The organism is Flavobacterium sp., assembly GCF_027531705.1.
Lineage (GTDB): Bacteria > Bacteroidota > Bacteroidia > Flavobacteriales > Flavobacteriaceae > Flavobacterium.
Genome location: NZ_JAPZSP010000004.1, coordinates 272526 through 297702, shown reverse-complemented (window position 1 = coordinate 297702; position 25177 = coordinate 272526). Strand labels below are relative to the sequence as shown.

Here is a 25177-nt window from a genome sequence, read left to right as displayed (position 1 = left end):
AAAGACGGAGTTAGTCATGTGCCACCAATTTGTATTTTGTATCTTGTTCATCATAATTGGTGCAAACTTATTGAATTATTTTGTTGCAATGGCATTATTTTTTAAATTTTAACATTTGTTCTATGAAATTATTTCTTCATTCTACGCATCAATTCTTGTTCGATATCATTTAATTTCAGATTTTTAGCTTGAAGCAAAATCAAATAATGAAACAACAAATCGGCTGCTTCGCCAATAAACAAATCTTGATTGTCGTCTTTGGCTTCAATTACTAATTCCACAGCTTCTTCACCAACTTTTTGAGCCATTTTGTTGATTCCTTTTTGATAAAGTGAAGCAACATACGATTCTGAACTTGGGTTTGCAATGCGATTTTCAATTACATTTTCCAATTCGTTAAGAAAAGAAACGTTAGGTTCTGTTGCAAAACAAGAAGTCGTTCCGTTGTGGCATGTTGGTCCGTTTGGGATAACTTGAATCAGCAACGCATCTTGATCGCAATCTTCTTTTATGGAGACAACTTTTAGAAAATTTCCAGACGTTTCACCTTTTGTCCACAATCGATTTTTGCTTCGGCTGAAAAAAGTCACAATATTTTCAGTTTGTGTTTTTTGCAACGCTTCTTCGTTCATGTAACCCAACATTAATACTTGTTGCGTTTCGTTATTTTGGATAATTACTGGAATTAATCCGTTGTTTTTTGAGAAATCTACATTCATCTGATGGGAATATTTTGAGTTTTTAAAACGTTTTTTAATTCGGAAATCGGCACTTCATTAAAGTGAAAAATACTTGCTGCCAATCCTGCGCTGACTTCAGTTTTGGTAAATAAATCTATGAAATGCTGCGAATTTCCTGCGCCACCAGAAGCAATAACTGGAATTGAAACCACTTTACTAATTTCATTTGTAATTTCTAGTGCAAATCCATCTTTGGAACCATCGTTATTCATTGAAGTTATAAGTAATTCTCCAGCGCCTAATTCTTCCATTTTTTTCGCCCAATCAATAGCTAATATTCCTGTGGATTCTGTTCCGCCTTTTATGAAAACAAACCAATCATTATCTAATTTTTTGATGTCAATGGCAACGACCAAACTCTGACTTCCAAAAGCGTCTGAAATTTGCGTAATCAATTCCGGATTCAAAACGGCTGCCGAATTGATACTCACTTTATCCGCGCCAGATTGCAATAACAATCGCGCATCTTCAACCGATTGAATGCCACCGCCAACGGTAAACGGAATATTGATTTCTTTTGACAATTGCGTTACCATTTCGGCTAATGTTTTTCGCTTTTCCAATGTTGCAGAAATATCTAAAAACACCAATTCGTCTGCTCCATTTTTAGAATAAAACGAAGCCAATTCCACAGGATTTCCAGCGTCTTTTAGTTCTAGAAATTGAACGCCTTTTACGACGCGTCCGTCTTTGATATCCAAGCACGGAATGATTCGTTTTTTTAACATAATTCGCTTAAGTTTTCGATTTTTATTGTGCCTTCATACAATGCTTTTCCGATGATGGCGCCTTCACAACCTATAGTTTTTAAAAGTTCTAAATCGGAAATCTTTGTAACGCCACCACTTGCAATTAAATTTACTTTTGTTTTTTCTAAAATATTCTGATACAATTCATTAGAAGTTCCTTGAAGCATTCCATCTTTTGAAATATCAGTACAAATAACTGTTGAAATTCCTTTGGAAACGTAATCAGAAATGTAATCTACAACATCCAATTCAGAAGTTTCTAACCAACCATGAGTGGCAATTTTTCTATTCAAACAATCGGCACCCAAAATGATTTTGTCGCTTCCAAATTCAGTCAACCATTCTAAAAATTCGATTGGATTTTTTGCAGCAATACTTCCACCAGTAATTTGATTGGCTCCGTTTTCAAAAGCAATTTCTAAATCATTTCGTTGTTTCAATCCACCACCAAAATCGATTTTCAAATTAGTTTTTGTTGCAATTTGATACAATACTTTGTGGTTGACAATTTGGTTGGATTTTGCTCCGTCCAAATCCACTAAATGCAAATATTGGATGCCGTTGTCTTCGAAATATTTGGCGACTTCCAATGGATTTTCGTTGTATATTTTTTGCGTGGCATAATCGCCTTTGGTCAATCGGACGCATTTTCCGTTGATGATGTCTATTGCTGGAATGATTCTCATAATTTCAAAAAGTTTAATAAAAGTTGTTCGCCTACGCTAGATGATTTTTCTGGATGAAATTGTGTGGCGTAGAAATTATTCTTTTGCATCGAAGCACTAAACGGAACGATATAATCGCAAACCGCTGTGGTTTCTTGACAGATTTCAGCATAAAAACTGTGTACAAAATAGAAATTTTCATCGGCTGAAATTCCGCTATACAATTCAGAATTTAACTTTGAAATGTTGTTCCATCCCATGTGTGGCACTTTTAATTTGGGTTCAAATTTCTTTACAGTTGCTTCAAAAATTCCTAAACATTCTGTGTTTCCTTCTTCCGAAAACTGACATAATAATTGTTGTCCAAGGCAAATTCCTAAAACAGGTTGTGTCAAGTTTTTGATTACTTCATCCAAACCTTTTTCTTTAAGATACTTCATCGCCGAACTTGCTTCGCCAACACCTGGGAAAATTACTTTTTCGGCTTGTTTCAAAATCGTTTCATCATCGGTTACGATGCAAGAATAACCTAATCTTTCAACTGCATTTTTTACTGAAGTAATATTGCCTGCGTTATATTTTACTATTGCTATCATAGGATTCCTTTTGTGCTTGGGATGCCGTTTGTTCCGTCTTTTTGTACTGCCATTTTTATCGCTTTTGCAAATGCTTTAAAAATGGATTCTATTTTGTGGTGTTCGTTTTCGCCTTCACTTTTGATGTTCAAATTGCATTTGGCACCATCACAAAACGATTTGAAAAAGTGTGAGAACATCTCGGTTGGCATTTCTCCGATTTTTTCTCTGCTGAATTTGGCATCCCAAACTAACCATGAACGTCCGCCAAAATCTAAGGCAACTTGTGATAAACAATCGTCCATTGGAAGCAGAAATCCGTAACGAGTAATGCCTTTTTTAGAACCCAAAGCTTGTGCAAAAACATCGCCCAAAGCAATTCCGACATCTTCAATCGTGTGGTGTTCATCCACATACAAATCGCCTTTTACGTTGATGTTCAAATCGATGTTTCCGTGTTTGGCAATTTGGTCTAACATGTGATCAAAAAATCCTAAACCGGTGCTGATGTTGCTTTTTCCGCTTCCATCCAAATTGATTTCTACTGCAATTTCGGTTTCTTTTGTTTTTCTAATTAATTCAGCTACGCGCGGTTGTTCCTTTAGAAATTGATAAATGGTTTCCCAAGAAGTCGTTGATAAAGTAGCTCGTTCATTTGCTGAAGCAGAAATAAAAATCGCCTGACTTCCTAAATTTTCCGCTAATTGAATATCGGTCACTCTATCTCCAATAACAAAGGAGTTTTTTAAATCGTAATTTCCTTTGATGTACTGTTGTAATAACGCAATTCCGGGTTTTCTGGTTGGCAAATTTTGCTCTGGAAACGAAACGTCAATAATAACATCCGAAAATTGAATTCCTTCGTTTTCAAACGCTTTCATCATTTTATTTTGTGCTGGCCAAAACGTGTTTTCTGGAAACGAATCGGTTCCCATTCCGTCCTGATTGGTTACCATAACCAACTCATAATCCAATTCTTTTGAAATGCGTGATAAATACTGAAAAACCTGTGGATAAAACTCCAATTTTTCTAAACTATCGACTTGAAAATCGATTGGTGGCTCGATGATTAATGTGCCGTCTCTATCTATAAATAAAACTTTTTTCATGACATAACTAAATTTAAAGCATACAATAATTGTTGGTTTTCTCTTGGTGTTCCAATGGTAATTCTAATCGTATTTTCAACTACTGAACTTCGGTTTCGAGTAATGATTTGTTGTTCGATTAAACTGTTGTAAATGGCTGTTGCGTTTTCCATTTCGACCAATAAAAAATTAGCATCTGAAGGATAAATTTTAGTTACAAAATCCAATGCTAAAAGTGATTGTTTTAGCAACTCACGTTCCGATTTTATAAGTTGTACATTCGATTTAAATTCGTCATCGCTAGCTAGTGATTGCACTGCCGCTTCTTGATTCAATTGACTCACATTATAAGGCGGTTTTACCTTATTCATTACTGAAATTATCGTTTCATTTGCATAAGCAATTCCAACTCGAACAGCTGCCAAACCTCGTGCTTTACTAAAGGTTTGTGAAACAATTAAATTTGGAAACTGTCTAATTTTGGAAACCAAAGAAGGTTGCTCACTAAAGTCGATGTATGCTTCGTCTAAAAACACAATTCCGTTGAAATTTTCAATGATGTATTCTAGATTTTCCAATGAATTTCCTGTCGGATTGTTAGGCGAACACAAGTATAAAATTTTGGCATTTTGTGCTAAAATCGCTTCGGCATTCAACTGAAAATCTTCGGTTAATGGAATCGAGATTATCTCTAAATTATTGATGTTCGCATACACTTCATACATTCCATATGTTGGTGGACAAATGATGATTTTATCTTCGTTGGGTTCGCAAAAAACACGTTGAACCAAATCAATGATTTCATCACTTCCGTTACCAATTAAGATGTTTTCAATTCCGACTTTCTTTTGACTGCTCAAAATTTGCTTCAAGCGCCATTGGTATGGATCAGGATAACGATTTAAATTCCCAAACGGATTTTCATTGGCATCCAAAAAGATACCTTGATTACTTTTGTACTCGTCGCGCGCACTCGAATAAGGCGTAAGCGAGAGAATATTTTTTCGAATTAAATTGGTGATATTATCCATTTTGTAATTTTTTTAATCGGATGGAAACAGCGTTTTTGTGTGCGTCTAATTGTTCGGCAGCAGCCATTATTTCTATTGTTGGTCCAAGATTTTGAATGCCTTGTGATGTTAATTTTTGAATCGTAATTTTCTTTACAAAACTGTCTAACGAAACGCCACTGTAATTCTTTGCATAACCATTGGTTGGCAAGGTGTGATTCGTTCCGCTAGCATAATCTCCAGCACTTTCACAACTATAATTTCCTAGGAAAATCGAACCTGCATTTTCGATTAAATTGATTTTATCTTCAGCGTTTTCAATAGCTAAAATCAAATGTTCTGGTGCGTAAAAATTACTAAATTCGATTGCTGTTTGAATGTCTTCAAATACCAAAGCACGACTGTTTTCTAATGCTTTTTCTACCGTTGCTTGTCTTGGTAAAATGGCTTTTTGATTTTCGATTGCTTCACTAACTTTCGCTACAATTTTTTCGGAATTTGTAACCAAAATTACTTGACTGTCACCACCGTGTTCCGCTTGCGAAAGTAAATCGGAAGCCACGAATTCTGGGTCGCAACTTGCATCGGCAATTACTAATAACTCACTTGGTCCAGCTGGCATATCGATAGCTAATCCTAATTGTTGCGCATATTGTTTGGCAGCAGTTACGTATTGATTTCCTGGTCCGAATATTTTAGAAACTTTCGGAATTTCATCGGTTCCAAAAGTTAATGCTGCAATTGCTTGAATACCTCCAACTTTATACATTTGCGTTACGCCTGTCAGTTGTGCGGCATACAAAATCGCTGGATTGATGTTGCCGTTTTTGTCTGGTGGCGAACATAAAATTATGTTTTTGCAACCTGCCAATTTTGCCGGAATTGCCAACATTAAAACCGTTGAAAAAAGTGGTGCTGTTCCACCTGGAATGTAAATTCCGATAGTATCGATGGCACGACTTTCTCTCCAACAAAAAACTCCCGAAGTAGTTTCAATTTTAGTCGGAATTTCTTTTTGTGAACTGTGAAATTTCGAAATATTATCAGCTGCAACTTGAATTGCATTTTTTAAATCAGATGGAATTTGGGCAACCGCATTTTCAATTTCTGATGGAGTTACTGCGAAATTTTCTATTGATACGCCATCAAAATAATTCGTGTATTTTTTTACAGCTTTGCTTCCGTTTTTTTGAATGTCATTAAAAACAGCTTTCACGGTTTCGTTTAAATCGGCAGTGGCAACGGTTTTGCGTTTTGCCAATTCGTTCCATTGTTCTGCATTTGGATTTATGTAAGTTTTCATAATTGTAACGTTGAATTATCGAATCATTTTTTCAATTGGAATAATTAGAATTCCTTCGGCGCCGAGATTTTTGAGTTGTTCAATAATTTCCCAATAATCGTCTTCTTTTATAACCGAGTGCAAACTGCTCCAATCTTTGTTTACTAGCGGTAAAATGGTTGGTGATTTCATTCCAGGTAACAACGAACAAATTCGTTCGATTGCAGAATTTGGTGCGTTTAGCAAAATATATTTGTTCTGTTTACCTTCTCGAACGGCTTGCATTCGGAACAATAATTTATCTAAAATGGCTTGATTTTCTGGCGTCAGATTTGGATTTGAAATTAAAACGGCTTCACTTTTTGTAACTGTTGCCACTTCTTTCAATCCGTTCATTAAAAGTGTACTTCCTGTACTTACAATATCGAAAACGGCATCGGCAAGTCCGATACTTGTTGCAATTTCAACGCTTCCGCTAATTTCTTCGATGAAAACGGTGATGTTGTTTTTGGCAAAAAAATCAATCAGAATTTTAGGATAACTTGTTGCAATACGTTTGCCTTGGAAATAGTTTAAATCGGTGTAAACTTCATCTTTTGGGATTGCTAATGACATTCTACAACCTGCAAAACCTAATTGTTGAATTATTTTTACTTCTTTGTCTTTTTCCCAAACTTCATTTTCACCAAGAATTCCGATATCTGCAACACCTTGTTCAACGTATTGCGGAATATCGTCATCACGTAAGAATAAAATTTCGATTGGAAAGTTTTGGGCAACGGCTTTTAGTTTACGTTCGCCATTAGAAATTTTGATACCACATTCTTCCAGAAGTTGAAGCGATTTTTCGCTTAGTCGGCCACTTTTTTGAACCGCAATTTTTAAAGTACTCATTTTTTAATTTAGAATAAAATCTGAGTATATCACGAAGTGTATAAATACAAAAAACCCGTCTTGATATACTCAGACGGGTTTTTAATTATGTTATTTGATTAGCTTCAATACATCATTAACTCGCCTGGTTGCAAGAATGATGATGATGTAATTGAGCGATAATCGTGTTCATTGTTTTATTTTGATGGGACAAAACTAGAGATAACTTTTGGATTGAAAACTATATTTTATAAAATTTAACATTTGTAGAAGTATGTTTTATTTGAATATTCTACCAAATAATGCTCTAATGAAAAGACCTTTTGGGCATTTCCAAATCACTTGTAAATCCTCCCAAAATGTAGTTTCTTCGTCTAAGAATTTGAATATTAATGTTGGATTTCCTTTTTTGAAAAGCGATGAAAATACTTTTGAACCTAGCTCATTATTTTTAAACAAGACATCAATAAACAACAAATCATAAATCCAAAATTTATCCATTTTGTGGAATTTTGTAAAACTTGTGCTGAGCGCAGTCGAAGTGTCAGTTTCCGAGGTAAGGAAGTTGACTAATGCTTTTGATTTTTTTGTGACATTTTTAAATGTAAATCCAGTGCTGGCTTTTGTCCAACCGCCAACCGAACCAATATTTATGATGTTTTTGGTGTTGTTTTTCCAAAATTTATAACTCGACATCGGGATATTTCCTTGTTCTTTTTCGACTATTTCATAGTCAGTAATTCCTAATTTTTGGATGTAAATTTGAATTTCGTTTTCATATTCTTCTTTTGAGAGTAAGTCTTTTGAAAACAGTGTATATTCTAACAACGCTTCCGTTGTAGACGTTGGAAGAACATACATAAATCGTGTATTTCCTCTTTGTTCGATAGAAAAATCCATAAAAGTTGCCACATCTGGATTGAAAACTGCTTCTTTCGATTTTATAAACCATCCTATAAAATGTTGTTGTAAAAGAGGATATTTCGATTGGCTTTTTACAAGATTTGGATTGTAAATCGAATTGAAAATTTTATTGCAAGCATAATTTTGATTTTCTGTTTTTACAATGCAATGATTTCCTAATTCTTCAAAATCGATTACTTTTTGATTTGCAAAATGTATATTATCTTGTTTAGAAATTAAATCGAAAATGAGATTGTAAAAATCCAATCCGCGAATCATTTTGTAACGATAGTGTTGCAACTCTAGATTTCTCTGAAAATGCTCGTCAGCATAAAGTGCAACAGGCCATTCTTTAGAAATTATTTTATCAAAAAGAGAAGAATTATCCCAAAAACACCACGTTCTATCATTGCTTTTTTTTGGATTTTCGTCTAATAATAAAATCGATTTATCATTAAATTTTTCAGATAAAATCATTTCATAAACGGTCATTAAAGCCGATAATCCAGAACCTGTGAAAATGTAGTGATAGTGTTGCATCTTAAATTCTGAATGAAAATCCCAATGCACAATAATAATCGGGAGCATTTTTAGAGATTCCAAATCCTGAAGACAAATCTACCATAAAATTATTGCTTATCAAATAGGTAATTCCGCCATCTATACTATGATTTGACTTTGTATTTTGTGGTATAAATCCAAAAATCTCGAAATAACTTCCCAATTTATCTGAAATAGAATATCCAATGGCATTGGTGTAAATAAAAGTTGGTTCGGCCGAAAATCCATCCCATTCTGCACCAAGATTATAACTGAATGATATTTTATCTGATAAAGTATGTTGCATTACAAATCGAAATTCAGGCGCAAAATACTCAGTTTTAAATTTGGTTGATGCCATATTTGGTAAAGAAATATGTCCTATAAAAGAAGTTTTAGGAACAATACCTTTTTCTTCAGCCAACTTCACTTTGAAACCAATATATATTGGAGATAAGCCGTTTATTTTTTCATTGTTTGTTTCCTCCGATGAAAATTCAGTTATTAATCGTAACTCGAAATTTTCATTTACACCATATTTCCATAAAGTTGAAGGTAAAGTAAATGATTTAGAAATGGCATCATTTTTCTGAAAAGTAAATCCGGTTTCTACTTGAAACATATCTTTTGGTACAATGGCTGGTGTTTCGGTTTGGTCTGGTCTGTCGGCTTGGATGGGTTCAATAGTTTGAGAATAAATTGAAGATGAGAAGAGTAGGGATAATAGTAATATTTTGTTTTTCATAAATTAATTTTTAGACAAAACTAAAAAATATTTTAAAATAAATTGAAATTAGTATTATATTTGTCAAAATATTGATTTTAAATGACCATTTCAGAAGAAAATTATATCAAAGTTATCTATCATTTATCGCTGGTTTCTCCAAAAGGAGTTAACACTAATGCTATTGCAGGAATGTTAGATACTAAGGCATCATCTGTAACTGATATGTTGAAGAAGTTATCTGAAAAAGAGTTGGTTTCTTATCAAAAATATCAAGGTGTTACTTTGACAGAAAAAGGTTTTCATTCAGCTAAAATGATTGTTAGAAAACACCGTTTGTGGGAAGTTTTTCTGGTAGAAAAGTTAAATTTTTCTTGGGATGAAGTACATGAAATTGCTGAAGAATTAGAACATATAAAATCGGAAAATTTAATAAATAAATTAGACGAGTTTTTAGATTTTCCATCGTTTGATCCGCATGGAGATCCAATTCCGAATGCTGACGGAGAAATTAAAAAAATCAACAAATTATTATTATCTGAAGCTTCATTAAATAAAGAATATCAGTGTGTTGGTGTGAAAGATTCTTCATCAGAATTTTTACAGTATTTAGACAAACAAAAAATTGCTTTAGGTTCAAAAATCTTTGTCATTGAAAGAGAAACTTTCGACGACACTTTACACGTCGAAATTGATTCAAGAAAAATGACTTTATCAAATAAAATTGCTAATAATTTATACGTAAAATAATATGTTTCAAACAATTTTAGATTATTTCGAAAGCATTGACCCAATTTTGGCAGCTTTGTATGCCACATTATTTACATGGTTTTTAACTGCATTTGGAGCGTCATTTGTGTTCTTTTTTAAGAACATGAATCGAGTAGTTCTTGACGGAATGCTTGGTTTTACAGGCGGAGTTATGATTGCAGCAAGTTTTTGGAGTTTACTCGCGCCAGCTATTGAAATGAGTAATGGTGAAGGATTTGTGAAAGTGATTCCTGCAGCAGTTGGATTTGGTTTAGGAGCACTTTTTATTTTTGGTTTAGATAAAATTCTTCCGCATTTACACATTAATTTTCAAGAAACAGAAGGAGTAAAATCACCTTGGCAACGAACTACTTTGTTGGTTTTGGCTATAACATTGCACAACATTCCTGAAGGTTTGGCTGTTGGAGTTCTTTTTGGTGGCGTTGCCGCGGGAATTCCAGAAGCTTCAATTGCTGGAGCTGTAACGTTAGCCATTGGAATTGGAATTCAAAATTTTCCAGAAGGAATCGCCGTTTCTATGCCATTGCGAAGAATGGGAATGAGTAGATGGAAAAGTTTCATGTACGGACAATCATCAGCTTTAGTGGAACCAATTGCTGGCGTTTTAGGTGCAGTTGCTGTAACTTTTTTTACACCGCTTTTGCCTTATGCTTTAGCATTTGCTGCTGGAGCGATGATATTCGTTGTTGTTGAAGAAGTAATTCCCGAAACACAACAAGATAAAAACACAGATATTGCCACTTTAGGATTGATAGGTGGATTTATTGTAATGATGACCCTTGATGTAGCTTTAGGCTAAAAATATGTATCTTTGATTGATGAAAAAACTATTTTTACTTTCAATGTTGTTTTTCAGTTTTTCGCTTTTTTCTCAAAATTTTGAAAAAATCACAACCAAAAAATGTATTCCCAAAAAAGGAATGTATCTCAAATTGAAAAGCGTTTTCAATGACTCAAGATGTCCACAAGGTGTTGAATGTATTTGGGCTGGAGAAGTTTCGGCAATTGTAGAAATTTACAAAGACAAAAAACTAGTAGAAGAAAAAACACTAACTTTTAATTCAAAAAACCGAGAAGAAAACAACAAATGGTTTGAGAATTATTTTCCTAAAAAAATAAAAATGGTTTCAGTTATGCCGATTAGAAAAGATGGCGAACAGGTTAACCTAAAGAAGTATTTTATCAATGTGGTTTTTAGTGATTAATTACATCCACAATCATCATCACCACAATTTTTCTTAGGCTTTTTTTTACCCAAAAACTTCTGATAAAGAAAAACTAAAGCAATTGCTACTGCAACATAAACCAATATTTCTTGTAATTTCATATTGTAAAGTTAAAAATAAATTCCGCCACCGAGCGAAATAAAATTATATGACGGAGTTGCAATTTTTAAATGTTCAAATCCTAACAAAAAAAAGTAGGTTTTGCGATGAAATTTACTCTGTAATTCAAAAGCATTCACAGGTTGCATATTGATTTTGCTCCATTTTCCCGACGCCATAAAACTAATGTGATTTCCTATGAAATATTCTGCATTTAGACCATACGAAAAACCAGCTTTTTTGACTTCATTTCCAACATAAGAAGCTCCAAGTGTCCATCCTAAGTTGAATTTTTCAAATCGAATTCGGTCATAACTTAGGTTGAAATGAAATAAAGAAAGACGACTATTAGTATTTTCAATTTTATCAAATTCGTACAATTGATGAAAATCGGATTGTAAATAAAAATACTGAAACGGACGAATTTTTGCTTTCAAATGATTACCAAACAAATCATTACTGCTATAAATAAAACTATTTTCGAAATCAAAACGCATCAAACTATTTTTCACACTATCACTTTCAACACCTTTATAATTTCCTGATTTTTCGTTGTAAAAAGGATATTTTGTCAAACTGCTTTGAAGATGATTTTCATTACTATAATCACCAATAAAACCATATTTGAAAACACCATAAGTGGCATACATAAAAATTTCTACAGCAATTTCACCAAAAAATGAATTTCCAATTTCTGAGGAAGATTTTGAGCTTGAACAATTACTATTTGGTCTCGATGTGTTTTTCACGCCTTCTTTAGCCGTTAATTCTTTTTTAGATTTATCAATTTTATTTTGTCCAAATGAAATTGTGAAGCAAAAAATCAGTAAAAAGGATAGTGTTTTTTTCATAAAAGCGTTTCTTTTCTTCTATCAAAAATTTAACCAATTATTTCAAAAACTGATAAGCCAAAAGTGCTGTTAAATAAGCAAAACCACTCATAAAAACCAGTTGAATGATTGGCCATTTCCACGAATTAGTTTCTTTTTTTACAATAGCCAATGTACTAACGCATTGCATCGCAAAGGCATAAAAAAGCAACAATGAAATTCCTGTTGGAAAGTTAAAAATCTTTGAACCATCGGCGTGAACTTCTGCTGCCATTCGATTTTTTATGGTGTCTTCTTCATCGCTATGGCTACCAACGCTGTAAATAGTTGCCAAAGTTCCAACAAAAACTTCTCTAGCGGCAAACGAACTCACAACGGCAATTCCGATTTTCCAATCGTATCCTAATGGTTTTATTACAGGCTCAATCGATTTTCCGATAATTCCAATAAATGAATTTTCTAGTTTGTAGGCACTCACTTGATCGTCTAAATATTTCTGACTATAAACAACATTTTTTGTGTCAAGTTGTTGTTTTACAATTTGCTCCGCATTTTTAAAGTTTTTCCCCAATCCGTGTGAACCCAAAAACCAAAGTACAATCGACAATGCTAAAATAATTTTTCCAGCACCAAAAACAAAAGCTCTCGTTTTTTCTAAAACATTTATAGCAACATTTTTGAACATCGGAATCTTATAACTTGGCATTTCAACCACAAAGTAAGATTTCGATTTTATATTCAGAATTTTATTTAAAATATAAGCTGAAAAAATGGCAACACCGAAACCTAAAAGATATAAAATCATCAACGTTAAACCCTGCAAACTCATAAATCCAAATAATTTTTCATCAGGAATTATTAGTGCTATCAAAATGGCGTAAACTGGTAATCTTGCCGAGCAAGTTATAAATGGCGTAACCAAAATAGTGATTAATCGTTCTTTCCAATTTTCGATATTTCGTGCGCTCATAATGGCAGGAATAGCACAAGCAGTTCCCGAAATTAGCGGCACAACACTTTTTCCAGAAAGGCCAAAACGACGCATAATTTTATCCATCAAAAAAACCACACGACTCATATAACCACTTTCTTCCAAGACAGAAATAAATAGAAATAGAAAGGCAATTTGTGGAATAAAAATCAAAATACCGCCAATTCCTGGTATAATTCCTTCGCTAATCAAGTTAGTAAATTCGCCAGCTGGAAGACTATTTTTTGCATACGAAGCCAAGTTGGCAAACGAACTATCAATAAAATCCATAGGGTATTTAGACCATTCAAAAATTGATTGAAATATTCCAAACAAAATCACAAAGAAAATCACGTAACCAAAGATTTTATGAGTCAAAACTCTATCTAATTTTGCTCGAAAATCAGATGCTTTTGAACGATCGATTTTTTGACCAATTTTTAAAGTGTCGTTTATAAATTGGTACCTTTTTATAGTTTCTTTTTGCTGTAATCTTTTCAAATCAGCATGCGATTTGGTAAACGAACTTTTTAATTCTTTTCGCTCTAAGTTCAAAAAATTCACGTCTTGTGTAATTACCAACCAAAGTTTGTAAAGAAGCTGATTTGGAAACGCTTTTCTGAGTTTGTCAAAATACTCAACATCAATACTGGAAGCATTTAAACAAGGTTCAGTCGAAAGATTTTGATAATTTAGAATCAGATTTTTAATCTTTTCAATTCCAATATTTTTGCGTGAACTAACTAATGCGATTGACGTTTTCAATTCACTTTCTAAAAATGGAATATCGAGTTCAATTCCTTTCAATTGCATTCGGTCACTCATATTGACAACCAAAAGCGTTGGCAATTCTAAATCTTTTATTTGAGTAAAAAGAAGCAAATTTCTTTTCAAATTTTCAACTTCAGTAACAACAACAACAACATCTGGAAAATTTTCATCGTTTCGATTCATCAGCAGTTCAATCACCACATTTTCGTCAATTGAACTGGCATTTAAGCTGTAAGTTCCGGGTAAATCAATTATAGTTGCTTTTACATCTTCCGAAAGTTTGCAAACCCCAATTTTCTTTTCAACCGTAATTCCAGGATAATTTCCAACCTGTTGATGCAAACCTGTAAGTTGGTTAAAAACCGAAGTTTTTCCCGTGTTTGGGTTACCAATTAGTGCAACTTTGATTTCTTTTTGTGCCATTAATTTTTAGTTTCAATGACCACATTTATCTCTTTTGCCATTTCCAATCTAATAGCCACATGCGAATCGTTTACATTAAAATATAACGGACAACCAAAAGGAGCAATTTGAATTAACTCAACAGAATTACCTGGTAGACAACCCATTTCGAGTAATTTCATAGGAATTTCATCGATATTAAAATCGACAATCGTTCCTTTTTGACCAATTTTTAATTGAGCAATTGTAGTTTGCAAAGCTTTATTTAGATTGAATTAAAATACAAAAGTAACTATTTACAAAGAATTTAGCATGATATTTATCATATTTTAAGATTTTCAGCGAATGGTTCGGGCATTATCAGTTATCCATATTCCCGCTTTCCGTTGCAATCTTTTCTTAAAAAAGAAAAGGATTTCCACTGCAATCAGGGCTATTTAGCCATTCATATACTTTTTGAAAACTATTTTTCTTCGTTACAAAGAAAGTTGATGTCTTCTAAAAGTTGGGTTACATTTTTAACTTTTGGATCATTTGTTGGCTGGTCAAGATTGGTGCCGTCATAAAATCCGCGAACTCTTCTTTTGGAGTCAATCAACACAAAATTTTCTGTATGAACCATATCGTATAGTTCTTCAGGTTTCCCAGTTTTTACAGCCAAATATGATTTTCTGGCTATATAATAAATATCTTTTTTGTCGCCAGTAACCAAGTTCCATTTGCCATCAATAACACCTTTTTCTATCGCATATTTTTTCAAAACAAGAACACTATCAATATCTGGAGTTACGCTGTGTGATAACAACATAACTTTAGGATTGTTTTTTATTTGACTTTGCAACCATGCCATATTTTTAGTCATTTTTGGGCAAATAGTTGGGCAAGTTGTAAAGAAAAAATCGGCTACATAAATTTTTCCCTCATAATCTTTTTCAGTAACAATTTTGTCATTTTGATTGGTAAAACTAAAATCGGGAATGGTGTGATTGGCAGCAATATGTTGCACGGTAGAATCAACCATTTCAGGATTTACATCGCTTGGCGTATAGATTGGTAAGATTTTCTTCGGATTTAATGCGCTATAAAAAAGGGAAATTGTGATAATTGAAAAAAGCACAAAAAAAAGAATGAACAATTTGTATTTTTTTAGAGCAGCAATCATGAATTTAGTATTTTATGCAAAGGTAGAAATTAAGTAAACATTTGAATCAAACAAAAGTTAAATATTGTTTCAATGAGTAAAATTTAATTAAATTTGAAAAAATTTACACAAAATGAAAAAAACACTACTTTTTTCTCTATTTATTACTAGTTTTATAGGATTTGGTCAATTTGTTCCATCTGCACCTTGGATGAAAGAAATTAACAGAAATAACAATCAAGAAATCTCTATTGATGAATTGACAAATGAGTTCAACAATTATTGGTTAAATCACGATAAAGATAAAAAAGGTAGTGGTTACAAACCTTACATGCGATGGGAAAATCACTGGAGAAATAAGACCAATTCGCAAGGATATTTGATAACGCCACAAGAAATGTGGGAAGCTTTCAACCTAAAAAAAGCGACAAAAAAAAATAGTTCTGCTTCTGTTCCAACAAGTATTTGGGAACCAGTTGGTCCGTTAAACCATATCAATACAGGTTCTTGGTCAAGCGGTCAAGGAAGAGTAAATGTTGTTTATGTCGATCCTTCTAATGAAAACACAATTTACATTGGTACTCCAGCTGGTGGAATATGGAAATCAACAACTGGTGGAACAAATTGGGTGCCGCTTTCAGATAATTTGCCACAAATTGGTGTTTCAGGAATTGCTGTTGACCCAACCAATTCAGATATTATTTATATAGCAACAGGCGATAAAGATGCATCAGATTCTTACTCTGTAGGAGTTATGAAATCGATAGATGGTGGTTTAACATGGAATACAACAGGATTGTCGTTTACAAACACCAATACTTTTGCAGGTGATATTGTGATTAATCCAACTAACGTAAATGAACTTTTGGTTGCAACTTCAAACGGAATTTACAAAACCTCAAATGCAGGAACAACTTGGAGTCAAGTAAGAACGGGAAGTTTTTCGCAAGGAAGCATCAGACTAAAACCAAACAATCCGAATACAGTTTATGCTGTTTCTGATAATCGTTTTGTTCGTTCAACTAATTTTGGTTCAACTTTTACTACCATAACAACAGGTTTACCATCAAGCTCAAGTAGAATGTTGCTAGATGTAACTCCAGCCGATGAAAATGTAATTTACATTTTGAGTGCCAATTCTTCTGCGGGATTTCAAGGTATGTATAAATCTACAAATGGTGGAAACTCTTTTACAGCAACAAACACAACTACAGATGTTTTTGAATCCAATCAAGCTTGGTATGATTTAGCGCTAGCCGTATCAACTACAAATGCTAATGAAGTTTACACAGGATGTTTAAATGTTTGGCGTTCCTTAAATGGCGGCACTAGTTTTACCAAAAGAAATAACTGGAGCAACCCAACAAGTCCAAGATATACGCATGCCGACATACATTATCTGGGCTATTTTGGAACCAAACTTTATTGTGGTAGTGATGGAGGTGTTTATGTTTCGACAGATAATTCTAATTCATTTACCGATCTTACCGCTTCTGCACAAATAAGTCAGTTTTATAAAATTGCTGTTTCTAAACAATCTGCCTCTAAAATGGTTGGTGGATTGCAAGATAACGGTGGTCACGCATTAAGTAACAATCAATGGAAAAATTACTATGGTGCTGACGGAATGGATACTGCAATTGACCCAAACAATAGTAATTTGTTTTATGGTTTTATTCAAAATGGCGGTTCTCTATATATAAGTACAAATGCAGGAAATTCTTCTTCTGGAGGAGTTGGTTCGCCTAATGGAGAAAGTGGAAATTGGGTAACACCATTGGTTACAAATTCAATAGGAGAAGTTTTTGCAGGTTATAGTAATTTGTATAAACTTGATTCAGGAAACTGGACGCAACAAAACACAACTTCGCTAGGAATAGGAAATATTGATTTGATTACAATTGATCCAAGCAATGACAACAATATATACATTTCTGGAAACGGTCAATTATTAAAAAGTATCGATAAAGGAGTAACATTTCAAAACATTTTTGATGCTAGTATTACTTCTATTGCTATTCACTCAACAAATAGCGATATTATTTACATTACAACACAAGGAACCAATGGAGAAGTCCTAAAATCGGTTGATGGCGGATTGGACTTTACTTCTATAAGTTCTGGATTACCCAATATTGGTAAAAATATAATTGTTCACCAAGGAAGAAATGCAACAAATCCTTTGTTTGTTGGAACAAGTTTGGGAGTTTATTACAAAGATGACACAATGTCGCTATGGCAACCGTTTGATTCTGGTTTACCAAATGTTTCAGTAACCGATTTAGAAATAAATTTAGAAGATCAAAAAATAATTGCCGCAACCTACGGAAGAGGAATTTGGCAAGCAGCTATTGAAGTTGAGGTACCTCAAAATGATGTTAAAGTTCTTGAAGTTTTGAACTTATCATCAACCAATGTTGAATGTTCAAGTAGTTTAGTTTCACCACAAATCGTTGTAAAAAATAGTGGTGCAACTTTAATTAATAATGTAACTTTTAACTACAGTTACAACAGCTCAAATTACCAATATAATTGGATAGGCACTTTAAATCCTAACCAAAGTATAACAGTTAGTTTACCCGAAATAAATTTACCAAAAGATTTATACAACTTTAGTGTAACAGCAATAGCAAACAATGATGAGGTTTCTGAAAACAATTCATCAAGCCAATCATTTGTATTGAATAATGTGGGGACATTGAATGAATTGAATACTTTTGAAGCAATCGAGGACAAACTTTTATCTTATGATGAGTCAGGGTTGTTTTCTACATGGCAAAGAGGAACATCTACGAGCGTTATAAATTCTGGAACTAACAATTTGTATGCTTCAAATCTAACCGGGAATTATGACGATAATAGAAAAGCCTTTTTGGTTTCTGAATGTTATGATTTTACTCAAATGGTGAATCCAGTTATGACTTTCAAAATGGCTCATGACTTAGAAGAAAATTGGGATATTTTATATTTACAATACACAACAGACAATGGTGCTAATTGGTATAGATTAGGAGAAATGGCTCCAAATTGGTACAATAGCGACAGAACTCCAGAAACAACAGGAAATGATTGTAATAATTGTATTGGTGGGCAATGGACAGGAACTAATACAACTCTTACAGAATATTCATATTCACTAAATTCATTCTCTGGATATCCAAATAAACTTATATTCCGATTTGTTTTCCATTCCGATGGTTCTGTGACTGGAGCAGGAGTTGTTGTTGATGATTTTTTAATTTCGGGAACAAATTTAGCAACAACCAATTTCGAGCTTGATAAACTTGCCATTTATCCAAATCCATCAAACGGAATTTTTAACATTTCTGTTGGTAACATTTCTATAGATTCTATCGACTTATACGATATGACAGGCAAAAAAATTGATTTTAAAACCAATAAAGAACAAACCGTTATCGATTTAAATGCTGTTTCAGATGGTGTTTATTTTGTCAAAATAACATCAAATAATCAGTCAACAACCAAGAAAATAATAAAAAAATAGTCAAAATGAAAGCATCAAAAATTATTAAAACAACTCTTTTTGTTGGGTTAATTACTGTTTTTAATACAGTAAATGCACAGCAAAAAACACATGGAATCAATCTAGATTTAATGGACAAATCTGTTAAACCTGGTGACGATTTTTTCAGATATGTAAACGGAACATGGTTTGATAAAACCGAAATTCCAGGAGATAGAGTGCGTTGGGGTAGTTTTGATGAACTAAGACAAAACACCGATATTGATGCTTTAGCAATTTTGAAAGAAGCAACAGCCAATAAAAAACTAGATCCAAATTCTGACCAAGCAAAAGCAGTAAATGTTTTTGTAACTTATATGGATACAATTTCTCGAAATAAATTAGGTATAAAACCAATCAAACCAACATTAGACAAAATCAACGCTATCAAAAATGTAGATGATTTAAACAAATTAATAATAGAATTGCAACCTGAAGGCGGAATTGGTTTTTACAGCATGTACATTGGTGCTGATGCTAAAAACAGTACTAAAAATATCGTAAATGTTACACTCGGAAGTTTAGGTTTGCCAGATAGAGATTACTACGTTTCTGACGATGCCGATTCAAAAGAAAAACGTGAAAAATATGTGCTTCATGTTGAAAAAATGCTACAATATGTTGGTGAAAAACCAGCACAAGCTAAAGAAAGTGCCAAGAAAGTAGTAGCATTAGAAACCGCTATGGCAACTCCTAGATTAGACAGAGTAGAACGCAGAGACAGAAGAAAAACATACAATATGATGTCGGTTGCTGATTTGCAAAAACTAACACCAGCTGTTAACTGGAATAATTATTTTACCAAATTAGGTATCACAAAATTAGATTCGCTAAATGTTTCACAACCCAAATATATGACAGCGCTTCAAACTATTTTTACCGAAAATAAAGTAGAAGATTGGAAAGCTTATTTGCGTTGGATGTTGATAGACAATGCTTCAGATGTTTTGACAACCGAAATTGAAAAAGCAAATTGGGATTTTTATAGCCAAACATTACAAGGTGCCAAAAAACAAAGACCACGCGAAGAAAGGGCACTTCAAGTTGTAAACGGTACCGTTGGAGAAGCATTAGGAAAATTATATGTTGAGAAAAAATTTCCAGCGGAAGCTAAAGAAAAAGCAAACAAAATGATCAAAAATGTTTTCTTGGCTTTTGAAAATAGAATCAACAAATTGCCTTGGATGACGCCAGAAACTAGAAAAGGAGCTATTGATAAATTAAGAAAATCAACAGTTAAAATTGGTTATCCTGATAAATGGAAAGATTATTCTAAATTGGTAATCAAAAGCAAAGAAAATGGCGGAACGTATTATGAAAACATGAAGAATGTTTCCAAATGGGGTTTCAACGAAAATATTGCGGACTTAAGCAAACCTGTTGACAAAACCCGTTGGGGAATGTCGCCACAAACGGTAAATGCTTATTACAATCCTTCTTATAACGAAATTGTGTTTCCAGCAGCAATTTTGCAACCACCATTTTATGATTACAAAGCGGACGAAGCGGTTAATTATGGCGGAATTGGAGCCGTAATTGGTCACGAAATCTCTCACGGATTTGACGATTCAGGTTCTCGTTATAATGCTGATGGAAACTTGGTAAACTGGTGGACAGAAGACGACTTGAAACAATTTACAGGACTAGGTGGCGCACTAGCGTCACAATACAGTGCATTAGAACCATTGCCAGGCACTTTCGTTGATGGAAAATTCACACTAGGTGAAAACATTGGTGATTTAGGTGGTGTAAACGCCGCTTACGACGGATTGCAATTGTACTTAAAAGAAAACGGGAATCCAGGATTAATTGATGGTTACACACCAGAACAACGTTTCTTTATTTCTTGGGGAACTATTTGGAGATCCAAAATGAGAGATGAAGCCATCAAAAACCAAGTAAAAACCGATCCGCACTCACCAGGAATGTATCGTGCTTACGTACCATTGCTAAACGTTGATGAATTTTACAAAGCTTTCAACATTTCAGAAACCGATAAGTTATTCGTAAAACCAGAGGATAGAGTTAGAATTTGGTAGAAATATAAAAGCCTTAAGGATTTTCTTTAAGGCATTTTTTTATGAATTAATAAACTAGTTCCGTAAATGTCTCAAGACGTTGCGGAATTTTTTATATTTGTTAAACAAGTTTAGAGCAAGAGTTTAATATGAAATGATAAAGTGTAAAGTCTGGAGACATTTGTGAGTATATCTGTAGATAAAAATTCAAATGGAAAAACATGAGTTGTATGGATCTGTTAGCTTTTAATAATTAATTAAGTATTATGAAATCAGAGTTAAGTAAAAAAAAAGAACTTTATTGTTGTTAATTTGTTTAATTCCACTTATTGGTGCTTTTGTTGGATTAGGATTAATAATTTTAGGGTATGATAAGCTAAAAAATAAAAATTTAATACGAATTGGTATATTTGGAATTATTGCGACAATAATTTCATATTCAACTTTTTATTTCATCACAAGAAAAATAGATAATAATGATAAGCAAATAATTGAGTTAACGAATAAGACTTTATCTAAACTAAAACTGTTAATAGAAGGTTACAAAGTTGAGTATGGTATATATCCGAAAGATTTAGAATCTTTGTCAAAAGTAAATGAAACAATTATGATTAATGATCCTATATTACTTTTTAAAATGGATAACTCAATAGAAACAACTTTTGAATATGTGACAGACGGTAATACTTTTAAAATATTCTCTGTTGGAGTTGATGGAATAGCAAATACAAAAGATGATATATATCCAAAGAAATAGTTTTAGCACCTGCTAGCGCGAGCTTCTAGCTCGTGCCCACAAATGGCAAAAAAGATTAAAGATAAATAGAATTACTTTTTTGGGAAATAGTTTTATACAAAATGAAGTGTTTTAAAGATGAACTTGATTGTTTTCACGAGCTAGAAACTCGTGCAAGCATGAGAAAAGCCACAAAACAATTCAATCATTCTTCTTTAAAACCTTAACCAATCCCAAAACACTTACCATTGCCCAAGTGGCTTCGAGGATGATAAAAGGCAAATAATTGATCAAAATAGAAGCATAGCAAGCAAGTGAAGCACCTATGATATTCATGACATAAAACAGAACACCATCTTTTTTTATAAAAGAAAAAATATTCATAAAATAGGCAATCAGAATGATTCCAACACCAATCGTTCCCACAATGTCATTATAACTCATAGTTGATTTTCTTTAAATTGATAACCTAAAAAATTTTCTATTTTTTCACTCAAAATCAATTTGCCAACAGATGGTTTTGAAGTATCAAATTCGGGTAACGGCAACTTTAGTTCCATTGCTTTTTGGGTGTAATAGTCTTTTCTTGTTGGATGAAACGGAGTTACAGCATTGAAAATTTCAGCATAAATTCCTTTAGAAATAATCGCTTCAATAATTCCAATACAATCTTTTTGATGAATAAAATTAATCAGAGCATCAGGATTTTCGATGTTTTTTCTTCCTGCCAAAAAATAAATAGGATGTCTATCTACGCCAATAAGTCCACCAAATCTAACAACCGTAGTTTTAAAATTTGAGTTAGAAAACAGCAATCTTTCTGATTCTAAAAGTTGTTTTCCAGATTCGGTTTCGGGTTGAGGTTTTGTGCTTTCAGTTATTTCAGAATTAGAATCGGCATAAACCGAAGTCGAACTTACAAAAATAACTTTTTTGACAGTTGATTTTTCAATAAATGGAATAAGATTTTTAATTTTTGAAACAAATGTCATGCTGAGCGCAGTCGAAGTATTCGAGAAACCACCTCTTAGCTTCGGCGGAATATCAATAATTAAAATTTCAGAGTTTTCTAAAAAAGCATTGAAGTCGCCAACAATTTCATTTTCAGTAACAGAAATTAAATAAGAAAGAATCCCAGCAGTTGAAAGAATAGAAAGTTTGTTTTCAGAAGTTGTAGAACCATTAACCGAAAAACCTTTTTCTACTAATGATTTAGCCAAAGGAAAACCCAACCAGCCGCAACCTAAAATGCTAATTTTCATAGTTGTTTTTCAAAAATTTCTACTAAACTTTCAACATCAATTTTACAAATCTTTTGCAATTCATCAACCGTTCCATGTTCCACAAAAGCATCAGGAATACCAAGTGTTTGGATAGTGTTTTTAAAATTATTTTCAGAAGCAAATTCAATTACTGCTGAACCAAATCCGCCTTTTATAGCGCCATCTTCAATAGTGATAATCTTAGAAAAGGTTTTGCAAATTTCATCTAATAAATCGGTATCAAGTGGCTTCACAAATCCAAAATCATAATGCGCAATAGCATCAGCATTTTTCATTTTATCCAAAGCCAAACTAACATTATTTCCAATAAATCCAGTCGATAAAACCGCCACTTTTGTTCCCTTTTTCAACAAATGCGCTTTACCAATTTCAATATTTAAAAATTTGAGATTTGGAATTTGGGATTTAAGATTTGGAATTTTCCCTCGACCTCGCGGATAACGTATAGCAATCGGATGTTTCAATCCTAAAGAAGCGGTATATAAAATATTTCGTAAATCAATTTCATCATTTGGCGCAAAAATAATTATGTTCGGAATACATCTCAAATACGCCAAATCAAACACGCCGTGATGCGTTGCGCCATCTTCGCCAACCAAACCAGCTCTGTCTAAACAGAAAATAACGGGTAAATTCTGTAAAGCCACGTCATGAATCACTTGGTCGTAAGCGCGTTGTAAAAAAGTGGAGTAAATATTGCAAAAAACCACCATTCCTTGTGTTGCCATTCCAGCGGCTAATGTAACCGCATGTTGTTCGGCAATTCCAACATCGAAAGCTCTTTCAGGAAATTTTTCCATCATAAACTTTAACGAACTTCCACTAGGCATTGCAGGTGTAATTCCGATAATTTTTGGATTTTTTTCGGCCAGTTCAACCAAAGTTAACCCAAAAACATCTTGAAATTTCATTGGTAAATTTTCTTCCGATTTAGGATGAATTTCACCTGTTTTGGCATCAAATTTTCCTGGTGCATGGTATTTTACTTGGTCTTCTTCTGCCAATTGTAATCCTTTCCCTTTGGTAGTAATTACATGAAGAAATTTTGGACCTTTTACCTTTTTGAGTCGTTCTAATTCCGAAATCAATTTGGGTAAATCATGACCGTCAATTGGACCTGAATAATCAAAATTCAACGACTTAATCATGTTGTTCTGCTTCGGATTTTTTCCTTCTTTTACCGAAGTTAAATAATTTTTTAAAGCACCAACACTTGGGTCAATTCCGATAGCATTATCATTCAAAATCACCAGTAAATTGGTATCAGTCACACCAGCATGATTCAATCCTTCAAATGCCATTCCGCTTGCAATAGAAGCATCACCAATCACCGCAATATGATGTTTGTTTTCGCCTTTAAGCTGCGAAGCAATCGCCATTCCCAAAGCTGCCGAAATCGAAGTTGAAGAATGTCCAACGCCAAAAGTATCATAAGCACTTTCGCTACGTTTTGGAAATCCAGAAATACCACCAAGTTGTCGATTAGTATGAAATTTTTCCTTTCTTTCGGTTAAAATTTTATGTCCGTATGCTTGATGGCCAACATCCCAAACCAATAAATCTTCAGGAGTATTAAAAACATAATGAAGTGCTATGGTTAGTTCAACAACACCAAGACTCGCACCCAAATGACCTTCTTTTTTAGAAATAATATCAATAATAAAATCGCGCAATTCCTTTGCAACTTGAGGCAATTGAGAAATTTCCAATTTTCGCAAATCGGTTGGAGAAACAATATGTTGAAGTAAATTTTCGGACATGTAGCAAATGTACAAATTGAATTCCTATTTTTGTGTAATGGAAAACATTTTCACCGACGAGTATTTTATGAAAAAAGCTTTGCAAGAAGCCGAAATCGCTTTTGAAAAAGGTGAAATCCCCGTTGGTGCTATTATTGTAATTGACAATAAAGTGATTGCCCGAAGCCATAACCTAACCGAAATGCTCAATGATGTTACGGCTCATGCCGAAATGCAATCTATAACAGCAGCAGCCAATTTTATTGGTGGCAAATATCTTAAAAACTGTACGTTGTATGTAACTCTTGAACCTTGCCAAATGTGTGCAGGTGCTTTGTACTGGAGTCAGATTTCTAAAATTGTTTTTGGTGCCAATGATGACCAACGAGGTTATCAAAAATTAGGAACGCAATTACACCCCAAAACTACAGTTGTTTATGGAGTTTTAGCTGAGGAATCTGCTAATTTAATAAAACGTTTTTTTGCTGATAAAAGAAATAAAAATTAAAGTAAAGTTGG

At 33.4% G+C, this 25177-nt stretch carries 25 protein-coding genes; 7 read left to right on the top strand and 18 right to left on the bottom strand.

What is annotated here, in order from left to right:
* Nucleotides 1-128 precede the first annotated feature (128 nt).
* The 10 genes from hisIE to O9267_RS02055 form a co-directional block, all read right to left on the bottom strand.
* A complete protein-coding gene (gene hisIE, locus O9267_RS02100) occupies nucleotides 129-719 on the bottom strand; it encodes a bifunctional phosphoribosyl-AMP cyclohydrolase/phosphoribosyl-ATP diphosphatase HisIE (protein ID WP_298175492.1) in 591 nt (196 codons plus the stop codon).
* Nucleotides 716-1468: an imidazole glycerol phosphate synthase subunit HisF gene (gene hisF / locus O9267_RS02095; protein WP_298175491.1), complete on the bottom strand. Its 753-nt coding sequence runs from the start codon at nucleotides 1466-1468 to the stop codon at nucleotides 716-718. Before hisF ends, hisIE begins: the two co-directional genes overlap by 4 nt.
* Entirely contained in the window at nucleotides 1462-2175 is a 714-nt protein-coding gene (gene hisA / locus O9267_RS02090) for a 1-(5-phosphoribosyl)-5-[(5-phosphoribosylamino)methylideneamino]imidazole-4-carboxamide isomerase (protein ID WP_298175490.1), read from the bottom strand. The genes hisF and hisA overlap by 7 nt, the downstream gene beginning before the upstream one ends.
* Nucleotides 2172-2750 carry an imidazole glycerol phosphate synthase subunit HisH gene (hisH, locus tag O9267_RS02085; protein ID WP_298175489.1) on the bottom strand — a complete coding sequence of 193 codons (579 nt, stop codon included), beginning with the start codon at nucleotides 2748-2750 and terminating at the stop codon, nucleotides 2172-2174. Before hisH ends, hisA begins: the two co-directional genes overlap by 4 nt.
* Nucleotides 2747-3838, bottom strand: coding sequence for a bifunctional histidinol-phosphatase/imidazoleglycerol-phosphate dehydratase HisB (hisB, locus tag O9267_RS02080; protein WP_298175488.1), 1092 nt, complete (start codon nucleotides 3836-3838; stop codon nucleotides 2747-2749). Before hisB ends, hisH begins: the two co-directional genes overlap by 4 nt.
* Complete coding sequence (gene hisC / locus O9267_RS02075; protein WP_298175487.1) at nucleotides 3835-4848, bottom strand: histidinol-phosphate transaminase; 1014 nt, start codon at nucleotides 4846-4848, stop codon at nucleotides 3835-3837. Before hisC ends, hisB begins: the two co-directional genes overlap by 4 nt.
* Nucleotides 4841-6130 (bottom strand): histidinol dehydrogenase, encoded by a 1290-nt coding sequence (hisD, locus tag O9267_RS02070; protein WP_298175486.1) that lies wholly within the window; start codon nucleotides 6128-6130, stop codon nucleotides 4841-4843. The genes hisC and hisD overlap by 8 nt, the downstream gene beginning before the upstream one ends.
* A gap of 15 nt (nucleotides 6131-6145) precedes the next feature.
* Nucleotides 6146-7003, bottom strand: coding sequence for an ATP phosphoribosyltransferase (hisG, locus tag O9267_RS02065; RefSeq protein WP_298175485.1), 858 nt, complete (start codon nucleotides 7001-7003; stop codon nucleotides 6146-6148).
* 258 nt (nucleotides 7004-7261) lie between these two features.
* Complete coding sequence (locus tag O9267_RS02060; protein ID WP_298175484.1) at nucleotides 7262-8473, bottom strand: lycopene cyclase family protein; 1212 nt, start codon at nucleotides 8471-8473, stop codon at nucleotides 7262-7264.
* On the bottom strand, nucleotides 8427-9170 hold the full coding sequence (locus O9267_RS02055) for a transporter (RefSeq protein WP_298175483.1): 744 nt from the start codon (nucleotides 9168-9170) through the stop codon (nucleotides 8427-8429). The genes O9267_RS02060 and O9267_RS02055 overlap by 47 nt, the downstream gene beginning before the upstream one ends.
* Nucleotides 9171-9251: 81 nt before the next feature.
* Between O9267_RS02055 and O9267_RS02050 the strand changes: the two genes are divergently transcribed.
* Genes O9267_RS02050 through O9267_RS02040 form a run of 3 tightly spaced genes read left to right on the top strand, consistent with a single transcriptional unit; the run spans nucleotide 9252 to nucleotide 11125 of the window.
* Nucleotides 9252-9899, top strand: a complete 648-nt coding sequence (locus O9267_RS02050; protein ID WP_298175482.1) for a metal-dependent transcriptional regulator — start codon at nucleotides 9252-9254, stop codon at nucleotides 9897-9899.
* 1 nt (nucleotide 9900) lies between these two features.
* A complete protein-coding gene (locus tag O9267_RS02045; protein ID WP_298175481.1) occupies nucleotides 9901-10719 on the top strand; it encodes a ZIP family metal transporter in 819 nt (272 codons plus the stop codon).
* 19 nt (nucleotides 10720-10738) lie between these two features.
* Nucleotides 10739-11125 carry a hypothetical protein gene (locus tag O9267_RS02040; RefSeq protein WP_298175480.1) on the top strand — a complete coding sequence of 129 codons (387 nt, stop codon included), beginning with the start codon at nucleotides 10739-10741 and terminating at the stop codon, nucleotides 11123-11125.
* Here the strand turns inward: O9267_RS02040 and O9267_RS02035 are convergent.
* From O9267_RS02035 to O9267_RS02015, 5 genes are all read right to left on the bottom strand, one after another.
* Nucleotides 11122-11247 carry a FeoB-associated Cys-rich membrane protein gene (locus O9267_RS02035; RefSeq protein ID WP_298175479.1) on the bottom strand — a complete coding sequence of 42 codons (126 nt, stop codon included), beginning with the start codon at nucleotides 11245-11247 and terminating at the stop codon, nucleotides 11122-11124. The genes O9267_RS02040 and O9267_RS02035 overlap by 4 nt on opposite strands.
* Before the next feature lie 9 nt (nucleotides 11248-11256).
* Complete coding sequence (locus tag O9267_RS02030) at nucleotides 11257-12096, bottom strand: hypothetical protein (protein WP_298175478.1); 840 nt, start codon at nucleotides 12094-12096, stop codon at nucleotides 11257-11259.
* A 37-nt stretch (nucleotides 12097-12133) separates the two neighbouring features.
* The gene (gene feoB, locus O9267_RS02025; RefSeq protein ID WP_298175477.1) at nucleotides 12134-14239 is read right to left on the bottom strand and encodes a ferrous iron transport protein B; all 2106 of its coding nucleotides are present in this window, start codon (nucleotides 14237-14239) and stop codon (nucleotides 12134-12136) included.
* Nucleotides 14239-14475, bottom strand: a complete 237-nt coding sequence (locus O9267_RS02020; RefSeq protein ID WP_298175476.1) for a FeoA family protein — start codon at nucleotides 14473-14475, stop codon at nucleotides 14239-14241. Before O9267_RS02020 ends, feoB begins: the two co-directional genes overlap by 1 nt.
* A gap of 206 nt (nucleotides 14476-14681) precedes the next feature.
* Nucleotides 14682-15380, bottom strand: coding sequence for an SCO family protein (locus O9267_RS02015; RefSeq protein WP_298175475.1), 699 nt, complete (start codon nucleotides 15378-15380; stop codon nucleotides 14682-14684).
* Between the two features lie 112 nt (nucleotides 15381-15492).
* Between O9267_RS02015 and O9267_RS02010 the strand changes: the two genes are divergently transcribed.
* The 3 genes from O9267_RS02010 (at nucleotide 15493) to O9267_RS02000 (ending at nucleotide 21657) form a co-directional block, all read left to right on the top strand.
* Nucleotides 15493-18864 (top strand): T9SS type A sorting domain-containing protein, encoded by a 3372-nt coding sequence (locus O9267_RS02010; RefSeq protein ID WP_298175474.1) that lies wholly within the window; start codon nucleotides 15493-15495, stop codon nucleotides 18862-18864.
* A gap of 5 nt (nucleotides 18865-18869) precedes the next feature.
* Nucleotides 18870-20921, top strand: a complete 2052-nt coding sequence (locus O9267_RS02005; protein ID WP_298175473.1) for a M13 family metallopeptidase — start codon at nucleotides 18870-18872, stop codon at nucleotides 20919-20921.
* A 280-nt stretch (nucleotides 20922-21201) separates the two neighbouring features.
* On the top strand, nucleotides 21202-21657 hold the full coding sequence (locus O9267_RS02000) for a type II secretion system protein GspG (RefSeq protein ID WP_298175472.1): 456 nt from the start codon (nucleotides 21202-21204) through the stop codon (nucleotides 21655-21657).
* 180 nt (nucleotides 21658-21837) lie between these two features.
* On the opposite strand, the gene O9267_RS01995 is transcribed toward O9267_RS02000, so the two are convergent.
* Genes O9267_RS01995 through O9267_RS01985 form a run of 3 tightly spaced genes read right to left on the bottom strand, consistent with a single transcriptional unit; the run spans nucleotide 21838 to nucleotide 24679 of the window.
* A complete protein-coding gene (locus tag O9267_RS01995) occupies nucleotides 21838-22080 on the bottom strand; it encodes a hypothetical protein (RefSeq protein WP_298175471.1) in 243 nt (80 codons plus the stop codon).
* Nucleotides 22077-22898, bottom strand: coding sequence for an SDR family NAD(P)-dependent oxidoreductase (locus O9267_RS01990; RefSeq protein WP_298175470.1), 822 nt, complete (start codon nucleotides 22896-22898; stop codon nucleotides 22077-22079). The genes O9267_RS01995 and O9267_RS01990 overlap by 4 nt, the downstream gene beginning before the upstream one ends.
* A complete protein-coding gene (locus O9267_RS01985; protein ID WP_298175469.1) occupies nucleotides 22895-24679 on the bottom strand; it encodes a 1-deoxy-D-xylulose-5-phosphate synthase in 1785 nt (594 codons plus the stop codon). The genes O9267_RS01990 and O9267_RS01985 overlap by 4 nt, the downstream gene beginning before the upstream one ends.
* A 37-nt stretch (nucleotides 24680-24716) precedes the next feature.
* Here O9267_RS01985 and O9267_RS01980 point away from each other — a divergent pair, with 37 nt between their 5' ends.
* Nucleotides 24717-25166, top strand: coding sequence for a nucleoside deaminase (locus tag O9267_RS01980; protein ID WP_298175468.1), 450 nt, complete (start codon nucleotides 24717-24719; stop codon nucleotides 25164-25166).
* Nucleotides 25167-25177: the final 11 nt, after the last annotated feature.